Raw genomic sequence first — 12238 nt, forward strand, 5'->3', positions numbered from 1 at the left:
TCTATTTCTTGTTCAGGAGAGAGTGTATGGCCAAGGCGCTGGGACAACGGCGGCTGGGGACGGTGCTTGAAGCCGTCATCCTTGAGATGCTCGATGAGGCTCGTCAGGCCTATCCGCGCATCCAGGACCCCGAGGACAGCGAAGGGCTGCACGACTTTCGGGTGGCCTTGAGGCGCCTGCGCAGCACCATCAAGGAGTTTGGCGATCAGCCGGGGTTTGCGATCGACAAGGCATTGTTGCGCCAGTTGACGGCGCTGGCGCGAGCCACCAACGACGCTCGTGACGGTGAGGTGATGCTGGCCTGGCTCGATAGTGTGGCCGAGACGACGGGAGCGCCGGAGCGTGGCGCCATCGGCTGGTGGCGGGAGCGCCTGGCGGCGCAGGTGGAACAGGAGTACGCCTCCATCGACGCCAGTGTGGCGGGGTTTCCGCTGCTCGACACCCGCCTGCGCGAGGCTGCCGGCAAGGCCGCTCTCAAGGACAAGGGCAAAGACAAGGACAGCAAGAAGAAGGACAAGAACAAGGACAAGAAAAAAGGCAGCAACAAGGCCGGCAAGGAGCCTCGGTTTGGTGACGCGTCGGCCCAGGTGCTGGCCCGGCTTGGTGAGGGCTGGCTTGAGGAGCTCGCCGCGGTAAAAGGGCGCGAGGAAGAAGAGACGCTGCACCGGCCGCGTATCACCGGCAAGCGACTGCGCTACCTGCTGCGTCCCTGGCGGGAACAGGGCGAGGTCTTCGCCGAGCTCGAGGAAGAGCTGAAGACCTTTCAGGATGCCTTTGGCGATCTCCACGACGACCTGGTGAGGGGCGACGTGCTGACCACGGCGGCGCTCTTGCATACCGAGGAAGAAACCCTGGATCGTCTGGAGGCAGCGCTCGAGCAGGCCTCACCCAGGGCCACCGCGCCTCGCCATCTACGCGGCTTCATGCTGCTGCACGCGCACCACGAGGCGCAGACAGAGCAGAACCTCAAACGGGTGCAGGCGCTATGTCGCAAGCCGCGCCTGGAGCGTCTCGAGGCCAGGATCAATGAGGCCGTGACACTGATGAAGGCTCCGCAATAGCGCTGAAAAAGACCCAGGGCGGCCCTGAGGGCGCGCCCGAGAACAAGCCTCGGGCCGTTCAATCAGGCCAGGCGCTGTTCGATCTCCTTCCACAGGCTGGCGTAGGCGCGGCACGCTGGGGTATAGGGGGCGAAGTGGCGTACTGGGGCGCGCTCAAGCCCCATGCGCTCCACCGCACTGGCCGCCGGGATGACGCTGGACAGCCGCAGCGGCCAGCGCTTGCCGAAGCTTTCCATCACCTCGCGATGCATGGTGCGGCGACGATCGGCCAGGGTGATGAAGGGCCACAGCGGGCAGACCAGATCCTGGTCGTCGAGGAAGGTCTCGAGTTGCTCCAGGGTGCGTAGCGAAAGGGTGGAAGGCACCACCGGCACCAGCAGGGCGTCGACGCTGGTGAACATGTTCTCGGACATGTGGGACAGCGTCGGTGGGCAGTCGAGGATGACCAGATCGTACTCGTCGCGTACCTTGCCGAGGATCTGACGCAGATGACTGGAGCCATGATGCTCGAGCAGCTGGTCCATCTCGCGGGAGTCCAGCGAGGCCGGCAGCACATCGAGGCCATCCACGTTGGTCGAGCGGATGACCTTGTTGAAGGCCGCCTTGCCTTTCACCAGCTTCTCGACGCCACCGCGGATCTTGGGCTTGATCTTCAGATAGAACGTCGTTGCCGCCTGGGGATCCAGGTCCCACAGCAGCACCCTGTGGCCACAGGCGGCGGCTTCGCAGGCTAGATTGACCGCCGACGCCGTCTTGCCCACGCCCCCCTTGATGCTGTAAAGCGACAACATCCGCATCGCAATTCGCCCCCGTGAATTTGATGAACTAGAACAACGACTTTAGCACAGCTTTGTGCAGTGAATGGCGTTGTTCACCAGGGGATATTGATGTTGTTTTGTATACGGTCTTGGTAGTCGCTGCAACAACAACCTTTCTTGGCTGAAGGTTGGGGCGCTGAAGGTTGGGGCGCTGAAGGTCTGGGCGCAGAGGGGCTGGGTGCTGTAGGGCCGGATAGTGAGGGGGTGGTGTCCTGTCAGCGCTTGACCAGGCGCCTGACGCGCTGGATGGCGAGACCGGTCACCACCAGCTTGCGACCCCAGCGAGCCAGTCGGCCGGGGTGGCGCAGCACGGGAATCAGCGCCGTGCCGGCGGCAAGCAGGGCCGGCGTGCGATAGCGACTGAGTGCCTGCCAGCCGGCGTCGATGCGCTCTCCGGCAAGATGGAAACGGCGCGAGGCCAGCAGGATGTCCAGCCGCTGCTGTTCGATGGTGGCCTCGAGTTCGGCCTTGCGCTCGGCGCGAGAGGGGCTCGCACGGCGGTCATCGCGGCTCATGGCATTGCTCCCTGACGTGTCGGCAGAAAGATGGCGGCTCATCGACGATGTGGCTCATCGACGTCCGGCCGCATCGATTCTTCGGCAAGCTCTCGATCCAGGGCCAGGTGCTTCAAGGTGCTGACCAGCAGCGTGCGACGGCGTGCCAGGCGCATGGCCGCCAGGGCCAGCCCGACGCCTCCTGCCAGAAGCACCGCCGCGCATACGGCGATGGCGGTAAGCCGGAAGGAGTTCCAGAACAGCACCACGACGAAGGCCGTCAGGGTGGCGATGCCGAGCATCAACAGCACCATGCTCAGCCCCAGCAACAGGGCCAGGGTTACCAGTCGAGCGCGTTCTTCCTCGAGTTCCAGAACGGCGAGACGCAGGCGCGTCTCGCCGGTGGCGATCAGGGTCGAGAGGACCCGCTTGCCCGCCCCGAATAGCCGTTGTGCCGGTCCTTGGCTGTCTGCCATCAGCGCCGCCCGATCAGCATACCGACGATGCAGCCGACGGCAGCACCGATGCCGATGCTCTTCCAGGGGTTGTCGTGGACGTAGCGATCACAGGCATCGACCTGGTCGGTGACGCTGTCGCGGGTCTGACGGTAGACGCGCTCTCCAGTGGCTTCGAGGCGAGCACGGGTATCCTTCAGTCGTGCCTCTGCCTTGCTGCGCCATTCCTTGACGGTCTCGCTGGAGTCGTCGGCGGTGGCGCTCAGCAGGTCTTCGAGGGTGCTCGACAGCTGCTTGAGGTCGTCCCTGAGTTGCTCGGTGGAGGCGCTGGAGCTGCTGGTGTCCGCGTCGCTTGCCGCGCTCTTGGCGTTGGACTTGCTGGCGGTGGTGCTGGAGCTTCGTGTAGCCATCGTGTCTTCCTTTGACGCAGGTGGATTAACTGTACCAAGGATGAATCTTTACCCGTTCATGCTCGCATCAGAATAGCAGTCACGGCAATGGCCGGCGGCCGACCGTGCAAAGAAGCACAATTGGCCGCCGCCGGCATCACGGATTGAAGCCGCCCGCCGAGAACAGCGGGTTCATGCTGAAGCCGATACCCAGGCGATTGACGCGCTCGTCGTAGTCGATAAGGCTCTCGCCGTAGCCATAGTAGTACTGCACGTGGCCACGCACCTTGCCGAACAGCGGCCAGGAGTAGTCGAGCTGGGTGCCGTAGTTGCCTTCGTCGGGGTTGCCGCGCATCAGCAGGCTGGCTTCGTGGGTGTCGAACATCTGCCGGGCCACGGTGACGTCGGCATAACCCACGTAGTCCTCGATGTCGGGGTTGTCGTCATCACTATCGTCTTCCGGGATGCGCCAGAACGGCGAGACTGCCAGCGCCCACTCGTCGTTGATCCAGGAAGTGGTGCCGATGACCCGGTTCCAGCTGCGAGACAGCGGGTCCGAGCGGCCGTTGGACTGGTGATTGAGCGAGATGCGGTTGTTGACGTTGGTCCAGCCCCACAGGGTGGTGTCGTTCTGGAAGTCGATGAAGAACTCAGGCTCGTAGTTGGTCTCGCGAAACGGCGAGGACTCGTCGCTGTTGTAGGCCTGCCACCAGCTCTTCTGGGTGTAGGCGAAGTAGAGGTCGGCGTTGTCGAACAGCACGTCCTCGGCGATGTTGAACTTGGCACTGAACTGAAACTTGAGTTCGGTGTTGTCCATGTCAGCATCGTCTTCACCGGCACGAAAGGCGCCGGAATTCGGGTTGGTGTTGTAGCTGATCGGCAGGATGTAGTTGCGCCGGTGGGTGGTGATCGAGAACGGGTTGCTCTCGGACTCCTGCTCTAGCTGACGACGCTCCTCGACGGTCTCCTCGATGGGCTTGCCCGAGGCACGTGCAACGATCTCCTCGGAGGCGGGCAGACCGGTGGTGTCGGGGGCTTCGGCGTTGACCGTCGATGAAGTACCGGCGCTACTGACGGCCACGGCCTGTGCACCCTCGCGCTGGGCCTCGTCATCGTCGAGTTCATTTTCCAGCTTGGCGAGCTCAGCCTTCAGGGCCTCGATACGCGCCTCCTTGGCCGCGCGCTCGGCGTCGGTCAGGCCGCCGTCGGCGACGGCCTGTCCACTGATGGCAAGCGCCAGCAGGGAAGGGAACAGGGAGGAACGGACGGCGGGGCGGGTCATAGGGTGAATCCATTCGACAGGTTGAGGCGTTGTTCTACCATGGCGGCGCAGCGAGTCAACTTCGTGGAAGAATCTTGCACTGGATTGCCATACTGACACACTGGGTTGAGAATCTCGCCTCCTCCACGCTGCGACAGGAAGTTCTCTTAAGATGCCCAGCTCGCCTTCTTCGTTGTTCCGAATGCTCCCCCTCTTGCTGGTGTTGCTGCTGTCTCTGCTGTCGGTATCTACGGTGGTGGCCCAGGAAGCGCCCGAGAAGAGGCTGCCGGACAAGCAAGAGCTGCAGTCGCGCCTTGACGAGCGCGTCGCCAATGCCAGCGATCCGCCAAGCGCCACGGCGCAGGAAGAGATCGATGCGCTGTCCGAGGCGATCGACGCGGTGGAGAAATTGGCCGAGGTCGAGCGTGAACTGGAGAGTCTAGAGCGGCGTATCGAGGAGGCACCCGAACGGCTGGCGGCGCTGGAGGAAGCGCTGCGCCAGAGTGAAGAAGGCGAGTCGCACAATCTGGCTGAGCTCGAGGGGCTGAAGATGCCGGCCGTCGAGCAGCGCCTGAGCGACGCCACCCGAGTGCTGCAGTCGACCCAGGATACCCTGACCAGTGTGCAGAGCCAGTTGCTGGGGGCCCAGACGCTGCCGGAGCGGGCGCAACAGGCCATCACCGAGGCCAATCGGGAGATGGATGAGGCGAGGGTCAAGCTCGAAGACCTCAATCGTCGTGACGTGCCGGAAGATGCCCCCTTGCGGGTGGCGGCGCGGGCGCGCCAGGCTCTGGCCGAGGCTCAGCTCGAGCTGCACCAGCGTCAGCTCAATACCAATACACGTATGCGTGAGGTGCTGCAGCAGCGCCTCGCGCTGTTGAAACTGGAGGCGGCAAGCGAGGAGGCCTGGGTCTCCGCGCTGCAGGGTCGTCTCGATCGACTGCGCCGCGAGCAGACCGAGCGGGCCATCGCCGAGGCAGTACGCGATGAGCCAGAGGCCATCTCACGGCATCCGGTGATTCAGGCGGCCCAGACCACCAACCGTCAGCTCTCCAGGGACTTGCTCAACGCCACCTCGCGAGCCAACGATCTGGTGCGTGACGGACTCGAAGTGCGTCGCCAGCTCGAACGGGTGCGTCGCCTGCAGCAGGGGCTGACCCAGAACATCGAGGCGGTGCGCGGCAGTGTACTGTTGTCGCGCATCCTGCGTGAGCAGCGCGCATCGCTGCCCGAAGTGCAGCCACGGCCGGGCCTGCGTGACGAGATCGCCGATGTACGCCTGGCGCAGTTCGAACTCGACAGCGAACGCGACGCCTTGCGCTCCCCGGAGGCACTGGCAAGGGAGGTGTTGGCGCAGGCCGAGGTGGATGAGCCCGAGCCCCTGGTGGAGCCGCTGGTGCAGCTGTTCAATTCTCGGCGTGAGCTGATCAGCCAGCTAGAGCCCACCTACGGTCAGATCCTCACGGCTGCCATCGATATGCAGCTCAACCAGCAGCAGTTGCTCGACATCAGTGCGCAGTTGCGCACCAGCATCGACGAACAATTGTTCTGGGTGGCCAATGCCAGGCCCATCGATCTCGGCTGGCTGATGAAGATTCCCCAGAACCTGATGATGGAGTGGCGGGAAGGCGAGTGGCGCCAGATCCTGCCTCACAACTGGCGCTGGCCGGGGCCTGGTGCCTGGGTAGCGGTCCCGGTACTGCTGGTGGTGTTGCTGCTGCTGGCGCTCAGGCGCGCGATCATGCGTCGCCTGGTCACCCTGCACGACCAGATCGGTCGACTTCGCTACGATTCTCAGCTGCATACGCCCAAGGCGGTGGCGCTGAACGCCCTGGTGGCCGCACCGGGACCGCTGTGCCTGGTGGCCTTCGGCCTGCTGTTGACCCTCGGTGGCTCCGAGGTGGCAGCGGATGTCGGCTACTCGGTACTGCAGCTTTCACTGGCCTGGGGCGTGGTCGCCTGGTCGCGTCGCCTGCTGGTCAGCGACGGCGTGGCGACACGTCATTTCCACTGGCCGGTAAAGTACGTGGGCAAGCTGCGCTGGTGGCTTTTGTGGCTTGGCGTCAGCATGGCGCCGGTGCTGCTGATCGCGCCGCTTGCCAGGGACGCTGCGGTGACCTTCAACCAGCGCCCGCTGGGGCTCGGGCTGTTGCTGCTGGGGCTGATCGGCATGAGCGTGGCGCTCAGCAAGCTGATCATGGCCCACACCCCCTTCTTCGGGGTGAAGCTCTTTCGCCTGGTGCTGGGGCTGGCGCTGGCGATGGTGCCGGTAGTGCTGGGTGGCGCCGTGCTTTATGGCTACGTCTACTCGGCGCTGAGCCTGGTCAGCCGCTTCGTGATCTCGTTGTACCTGCTGGGCGTGTGGATCCTGGTCGAGGCGGCGGTGGTCCGCGGACTGGCGGTGGCGGCCCGACGCCTGGCCTATCGTCGTGCGCTGGCTCGCCGGCGAGCCCTGGCCCAGGACGACAACGACCGTGGCCTCGATATCGTCGAAGAGCCGCCGCTGGACATGGAGCAGGTCAACCAGCAGTCGCTGAGGCTGTCCAAGCTGCTGCTGACCATCGGCTTCGCCGCCTTGCTGTATCTGGTCTGGACCGACTTTCTCGGGGTCATCGGCTACCTCGATAACGTCACCCTGGTGGAAGGTGCCACCGGAGAGGGTGGCGAGGCGCTTGAGGACAACCTGAGTGTCGGCGACGTGCTGGTGGCCTTGTTCATCGCCGGGGTGACCATGATGCTGGCGCGCAACCTGCCGGGTCTGCTCGAGGTGATGGTGCTGTCGCGCCTGGAGCTCAAGCAGGGCAGCGCCTACGCCATCAGTTCGCTGTTGTCCTACACCATCGTCGGCACCGGTACGGTGATGACCCTGGGCGCACTCGGGGTGTCATGGGCCAAGTTGCAGTGGCTGGTAGCGGCGCTTGGCGTGGGTCTCGGTTTCGGTCTTCAGGAGATCTTTGCCAACTTCATCTCGGGTCTGATCATCCTGTTCGAACGGCCTGTACGCATCGGTGACACCATTACCCTGGGCAACCTTACCGGTACGGTGAGCCGGATTCGCATCCGCGCGACCACGGTCACCGACTTCGATCGCAAGGAGATCATCATCCCCAACAAGACCTTCGTCACAGACCAGCTGATCAACTGGTCACTGTCGGACAGCGTGACGCGGGTGACGTTGAAGTATGGGGTCAGCCACGACGCCGATCGCAGCCTGGTGCATCGCCTGCTGGAGCAGGCCGCCGAGGAGAACGAGCGGGTACTGTCCGATCCGCCCCCGGAGATCTACTTCATGGCCTACACCGCCAGCACCATGGAGTACGAGTTGCGCATCTACGTGAATGCCCTGGGGGATCGACTGCTGGCCACCGACGAGCTCAATGGCCGCATCGGCGACATGTTCTCCGAGCATGGCATCCGCATCGCCTTTGACCAGCTCGATGTACACATCCGACGCTCGGGGCAGCGCGACGTGTGGAAGGGCGTGCATCAGGTCAAGGGCGATCCCCAGGAAGGCCACCCGCCCCCCGGGGCCAAGGGTGACCCGGGTGACGTCAGTATCGGGGATGGCAGCGGCAGCGATGGGGGCGGAGACGCCGGCGGGCGCTGAGGGCGACCGACCGCGGTCGCTGGCGAAAGGCTACAGGGTCTGCTGTAAGGCCTGCTGCATGGCATGTCGCACAGCCCGTCGCATGACACGTCGCACAGCCTATCGCTAGCGCCGGCGGGCCTGTAGCAGAAACTCGCGGTTGCCATCGCCGCCGAGGATCGGACTTTCCTGCCAGTGCAGGATCTCGAAACCGACCGAGGCGCAGCAGTCGCGGATGCGCTGCTCGACCTCGGCGTAGCGGCGGGGGTCGCTTACCACGCCTCGCTGATCCACCGCACCTGGCCCCAGTTCGAACTGGGGCTTCACCAGCGACAGCAGCAGGGCGTCCTGTGCCAGCAGCGTCGCTAGTTCCGGTAGGATCAGCGTCTGCGAGATAAAGGACACGTCCATCACCGCCACCTCCGGCTGACCTATCCGCTCCATCAGCGTCGCCAGTTCGCGGCTTTCACTCAGGTGGCGGGCGTTGAGCCCCTCCAGGCAACTGACGCGGGCGTCGCCACGCAGGCTGTCGTCGAGCTGGCCGTGGCCCACCTCGACGCCGATGACGTGGCGCGCGCCGGCGGCCAGGGCACAGTCGGTAAAGCCCCCGGTGGATTGGCCCACGTCCAGCACCAGGCGACCATCCAGTGACAGTTCCAACGCCGAGAGCACCGCCTCCAGCTTGAGTCCGGCGCGGGAAACGTAGCGCTCCTCCGGGTCCTCGGCGACTACCAGAGCGAGGTCGTCGGGGCACTTCTCCCCGGGGCGTGTCAAAACCTTGCCGTCATCCCGGCGGGAGACACGGCCGTGGCGGATCAACCGCTGGGCGCGGGTGCGAGAGCGAACCAGGCCCTGGCTGACGAGGAGTTGGTCGAGACGTGGCATGGGGTGTCCTGTGGCGCCTTGGTCGGGCTGTCTGGAGTTCAGGCAGAAAATGCCGGCGCATTATGCCACGGCGAGGCCCCCGTGGGCGCGCACACCAGTCTCAAGCGCTATGAGCCGTCCACCACAGCTTTCCACCACATCCCGTCAGTTACTACTCGCTAACCTGTTGTCAGCCTCTGGCTAGCACTCGTCTCCTTTCGACACCGACTAGTTTCGACACCGCCTAGGCTCTCCCGACGTCGGGACTCTCCATTTTTAGCGCCACCTTCCGGTCGAAATGTCCGGGATCGCAGGCTATGCTAAAAACTCATCAAGTTTAATTAGGATTGCACAAGGCGACAGGTTCTGTGCGGAGTTGCGACAAGTGGCGGCGAGACAAGCAGTACGGTGCGACAAGCAGTACGGCACGGGCGTGCTGGTCGAAAGACAGCATCAGGTGACAAGACAAAACCACGAGTCGGCGGTCTCTATGTCATGTCACACCACGCGCAGCCCCAGTCCCTACCCAACTTGTGACTTCTTCCCGCCAGAGAGTGATGACGTCGCCACCTTGAAGTTAAGGGGAGGGACTTGCACGGATGGCATGTCCTCCCGGTAGGGTGCCCGAACGGTTTATGTCGCCGTTCCCCACCGCTATCTCTCCGCCACCTGATCAACAATGACTGATTGCCCTGTGGAGGGACGTCAACAAGGGCCTCCTGATGGGGCCGCAGCGCTCGCACCCAAAAAATGGATTTATATACAGTATATCTGTCCGCACGCTGAGAGCCTGCGTGGAATGACGAAAGTGAGTGCTCACTTTTTCGGCAGAGTCTCAAGATTCTGGCTTGAAAAGCAAGATGATAGAGAAAATGGCGACGCGATATTCTGCATGGTTACCGGGAAAAATGAGCATGCACACTTTTGATTTCAAGACCTGATGGGTCCATAAATCGAACCGTGAGTTTTCAAGTGGATAAACAAAGATTTTGCGGTATCAGTCGCGGCAAACTCGAGCATGCATACGATTAAAAATGTTAAAACTCTATGAGTGATCCAGCCTGTAAACATTGTAGTGAAGTAAACAGAGGATTTCGGATAAGAAGTCCGAGAGAGCTTGAAAAGATAATTCGAATAGTGGCCCAAAATCTATCTGATGGCACTATTCGAGAAAGTAATTATCGGCCAAAGGGTGTCCCTAATTGCCGTGAGATTTTTCCCTTCTCTAAAATTGCAAATGGTCAGTGGTGGGGAGATGCCTTAGATTTCTACTTTGAGTGTCCTAAATGCAATCAGATTTATCACCTCACTGCAGAAACATACCATGGCAGCGGAGGCAGATGGTGTGTTTTGGAGAAAGAGAACTTTTAACCAGTCAAAGCACACGGACTTAGCAAAGCTGTCACTTTTTCTCAAAAAAGTAGCCAGCTTCACCAAGCCGGTGTTGAGGCGTTATGAGTCAATCTAGATGACTGAAGACGAAGTAAATTCAGCCAAATCCGATAGGAATCTCGCCAAAGAGTCAGTAAAGTGGGCTACAATATTTGTGGCGGGCTTACTTGCAGTGGTCTACCTGTTTTGGATCATCTGGGGGTTCAATTATGACAAACGTTTCATCGATATCCTGTATGAGCATCTCGCCGCAGTAATTGGCGTTCCGGGTTCAATAATTGTGGCATTCCTACTTGTCAGTGTTTTGGAGAATGTTTCGGGCGCAATTAAATTTGAAGGCTTGGGTTTTAAGTTCGAAGGGGCATCAGGACCAATAGTAATGTGGGTAATTGTTTTCCTATCTTTAATTGGGGGGATTCGGTTACTTTGGTGATTGCTCATAACAAGCGTATGCAGACGGACCGTTCCACCTGCTACGCGAGTGAAACGGCCGCTGAGCGCGGGCGTTAGGCCGCACGGATGCGTGCTGCTCACTGGAGGCAATGAATGACCACATACAACGGTGGTTGCCTATGCGGTGCCGTTCGAATTACGGCATCAGGCCAGCCTTATCGGGTCGGCCTGTGCCATTGTCTTGACTGCCGCAAGCACCATGGTGCCCTCTTTCACGCTTCCGCCGTTTTTCCTAGCGGCGCAGTCATGATCGATGGCGAGACAACAAGTTATGAGGAGCGTCATTTCTGCCCACAATGCGGCTCATCGGTCTATTCGTGCAGCGCAGATGAAATCGAGGTCAATCTAGGTTCGCTGGACTTTCCAGATCAACTAACCCCGACCTACGAACTCTGGACGAGCCGTCGAGAGTCTTGGTTGCCGGCGTTTCCATCTGTCCGGCACTACACCCAAGATCGTGACCCCACGAGCCGTGTTGAAGAATAGGCCGCCGATAAATCGTCGCGCTTCTTTTTACAATCATCAAAGGTTGAGCCGGTGCGGCCAAACCAGTTGCTGCAGGGGACGTTTGACCCGCCACCCGCTTTGCTATCGCAAAGCGCAAATGCCCCTGAGTTCAGGTGTTAGGCTCCATGAGCCACGGAGGAATTGAGTGGAAATCAAGTGTATTGCAGGCTTTGCATCAATCACCAAAGACCCTGCGGCAAGTACGTCCTTGTATGAGGATGCGCTAGGTCTACCGCTAGAAAAGATGGACGATTATCGTTTCATGGATAAATTCCCAGGAGCGAATCATTTCGGGGTATGGCCCCTCGCTATGGCGGCCCAATCTTGTTTTGGCCAGGAGGAATGGCCTGACCATGTTCCTGAGCCGACAGCTACAATTGAATTTGAGTTGGCGGACCCAGCTGCAGTGGAAGCGGCAGTGAAAGAATTGAAGGAAAGGGGGCAGGAGTTCGTTCATGAATCCCGGACTGAACCTTGGGGGCAGACAGTTGCAAGGTTTATGAGCCCCGAGGGAGTGTTGGTAGGTCTGAGTTATGCGCCATGGCTTCATGAATAAGAGCCTAACCATAGCATCAACGCGGACTGGCTTTTCCGCTGACGCTGAAAAGCCAACCGGTTACGCTGGGCGTTATGCAGAAGGAGAGTGACAATGCAGTGTCCAAAGTGTGGATCTTTAAAGATTGACAAGCGGAATTATGGAAAGCGAGCTGGCGCTACCATCGGGGGGATGGGTGGAGCAGCGGGTGGGGCGGCAACGGCGGTTGCTGGCGCTGCTGCGGGAGGAAAAGCAGGTGCGGCAGTTGGCGTGATTGCTGGCCCTCTTGGTGCGGCAGCGGGAGCCTCGATTGGAACAGTGGCGGGAGCTATCGCGGGTGCCTTGGCAGGAGGTACAGTAGGTGCCACGGCTGGAGCGATGACGGGCAGGGCAGTAGACGAGAATATTCTCGATAATTTTAAG

Annotated in this window: 12 protein-coding genes; 6 read left to right on the forward strand and 6 right to left on the reverse strand. The window is 61.2% G+C overall.

What is annotated here, in order from left to right; genetic code table 11:
* Window positions 1–26 precede the first annotated feature (26 nt).
* The gene (locus EBB56_RS10200) at window positions 27–1061 is read left to right on the forward strand and encodes a CHAD domain-containing protein (RefSeq protein ID WP_124804310.1); all 1035 of its coding nucleotides are present in this window, start codon (window positions 27–29) and stop codon (window positions 1059–1061) included.
* Window positions 1062–1123: 62 nt separating this feature from the next.
* On the opposite strand, the gene EBB56_RS10205 is transcribed toward EBB56_RS10200, so the two are convergent.
* The 5 genes from EBB56_RS10205 to EBB56_RS10225 all read right to left on the reverse strand — a co-directional run bounded on the left by EBB56_RS10205 (window position 1124) and on the right by EBB56_RS10225 (window position 4499).
* On the reverse strand, window positions 1124–1858 hold the full coding sequence (locus EBB56_RS10205; protein WP_124804312.1) for a ParA family protein: 735 nt from the start codon (window positions 1856–1858) through the stop codon (window positions 1124–1126).
* Window positions 1859–2094: 236 nt separating this feature from the next.
* The gene (locus EBB56_RS10210) at window positions 2095–2394 is read right to left on the reverse strand and encodes a YqjK-like family protein (RefSeq protein WP_045993311.1); all 300 of its coding nucleotides are present in this window, start codon (window positions 2392–2394) and stop codon (window positions 2095–2097) included.
* A gap of 38 nt (window positions 2395–2432) precedes the next feature.
* The gene (locus EBB56_RS10215; protein WP_045993310.1) at window positions 2433–2849 is read right to left on the reverse strand and encodes a phage holin family protein; all 417 of its coding nucleotides are present in this window, start codon (window positions 2847–2849) and stop codon (window positions 2433–2435) included.
* Window positions 2849–3238 (reverse strand): YqjD family protein, encoded by a 390-nt coding sequence (locus EBB56_RS10220; protein ID WP_045993309.1) that lies wholly within the window; start codon window positions 3236–3238, stop codon window positions 2849–2851. The genes EBB56_RS10215 and EBB56_RS10220 overlap by 1 nt, the downstream gene beginning before the upstream one ends.
* A gap of 136 nt (window positions 3239–3374) precedes the next feature.
* Entirely contained in the window at window positions 3375–4499 is a 1125-nt protein-coding gene (locus EBB56_RS10225; protein ID WP_108132605.1) for a phospholipase A, read from the reverse strand.
* Window positions 4500–4680: 181 nt separating this feature from the next.
* Here EBB56_RS10225 and mscK point away from each other — a divergent pair, with 181 nt between their 5' ends.
* Entirely contained in the window at window positions 4681–8085 is a 3405-nt protein-coding gene (gene mscK / locus EBB56_RS10230; protein ID WP_260425329.1) for a mechanosensitive channel MscK, read from the forward strand.
* Between the two features lie 105 nt (window positions 8086–8190).
* On the opposite strand, the gene EBB56_RS10235 is transcribed toward mscK, so the two are convergent.
* Complete coding sequence (locus tag EBB56_RS10235) at window positions 8191–8949, reverse strand: TlyA family RNA methyltransferase (RefSeq protein ID WP_124804314.1); 759 nt, start codon at window positions 8947–8949, stop codon at window positions 8191–8193.
* Window positions 8950–10396: 1447 nt separating this feature from the next.
* On the opposite strand from EBB56_RS10235, the gene EBB56_RS10240 reads away from it, so the two are divergent.
* The 4 genes from EBB56_RS10240 to EBB56_RS22150 all read left to right on the forward strand — a co-directional run bounded on the left by EBB56_RS10240 (window position 10397) and on the right by EBB56_RS22150 (window position 12089).
* Complete coding sequence (locus EBB56_RS10240; protein ID WP_124804315.1) at window positions 10397–10753, forward strand: hypothetical protein; 357 nt, start codon at window positions 10397–10399, stop codon at window positions 10751–10753.
* Between the two features lie 113 nt (window positions 10754–10866).
* On the forward strand, window positions 10867–11259 hold the full coding sequence (locus EBB56_RS10245) for a GFA family protein (protein ID WP_124804316.1): 393 nt from the start codon (window positions 10867–10869) through the stop codon (window positions 11257–11259).
* 166 nt (window positions 11260–11425) lie between these two features.
* Entirely contained in the window at window positions 11426–11836 is a 411-nt protein-coding gene (locus EBB56_RS10250) for a VOC family protein (protein WP_124804317.1), read from the forward strand.
* A gap of 124 nt (window positions 11837–11960) precedes the next feature.
* Window positions 11961–12089, forward strand: a complete 129-nt coding sequence (locus tag EBB56_RS22150; protein ID WP_260425330.1) for a hypothetical protein — start codon at window positions 11961–11963, stop codon at window positions 12087–12089.
* The last annotated feature ends 149 nt before the right edge of the window (window positions 12090–12238 follow it).

The organism is Halomonas sp. YLB-10 (assembly GCF_003856855.1).
GTDB classification, from domain to species: domain Bacteria; phylum Pseudomonadota; class Gammaproteobacteria; order Pseudomonadales; family Halomonadaceae; genus Halomonas; species Halomonas litopenaei.

Coding starts and splice junctions, on each gene's coding strand:
- EBB56_RS10200 (WP_124804310.1), top strand. CDS start 27: ATGGCCAAGGCGCTGGGACAACGGCGGCTGGGGACGGTGCTTGAAGCC.
- EBB56_RS10205 (WP_124804312.1), bottom strand. CDS start 1,858: ATGCGGATGTTGTCGCTTTACAGCATCAAGGGGGGCGTGGGCAAGACG.
- EBB56_RS10210 (WP_045993311.1), bottom strand. CDS start 2,394: ATGAGCCGCGATGACCGCCGTGCGAGCCCCTCTCGCGCCGAGCGCAAG.
- EBB56_RS10215 (WP_045993310.1), bottom strand. CDS start 2,849: ATGGCAGACAGCCAAGGACCGGCACAACGGCTATTCGGGGCGGGCAAG.
- EBB56_RS10220 (WP_045993309.1), bottom strand. CDS start 3,238: ATGGCTACACGAAGCTCCAGCACCACCGCCAGCAAGTCCAACGCCAAG.
- EBB56_RS10225 (WP_108132605.1), bottom strand. CDS start 4,499: ATGACCCGCCCCGCCGTCCGTTCCTCCCTGTTCCCTTCCCTGCTGGCG.
- mscK (WP_260425329.1), top strand. CDS start 4,681: ATGCTCCCCCTCTTGCTGGTGTTGCTGCTGTCTCTGCTGTCGGTATCT.
- EBB56_RS10235 (WP_124804314.1), bottom strand. CDS start 8,949: ATGCCACGTCTCGACCAACTCCTCGTCAGCCAGGGCCTGGTTCGCTCT.
- EBB56_RS10240 (WP_124804315.1), top strand. CDS start 10,397: ATGACTGAAGACGAAGTAAATTCAGCCAAATCCGATAGGAATCTCGCC.
- EBB56_RS10245 (WP_124804316.1), top strand. CDS start 10,867: ATGACCACATACAACGGTGGTTGCCTATGCGGTGCCGTTCGAATTACG.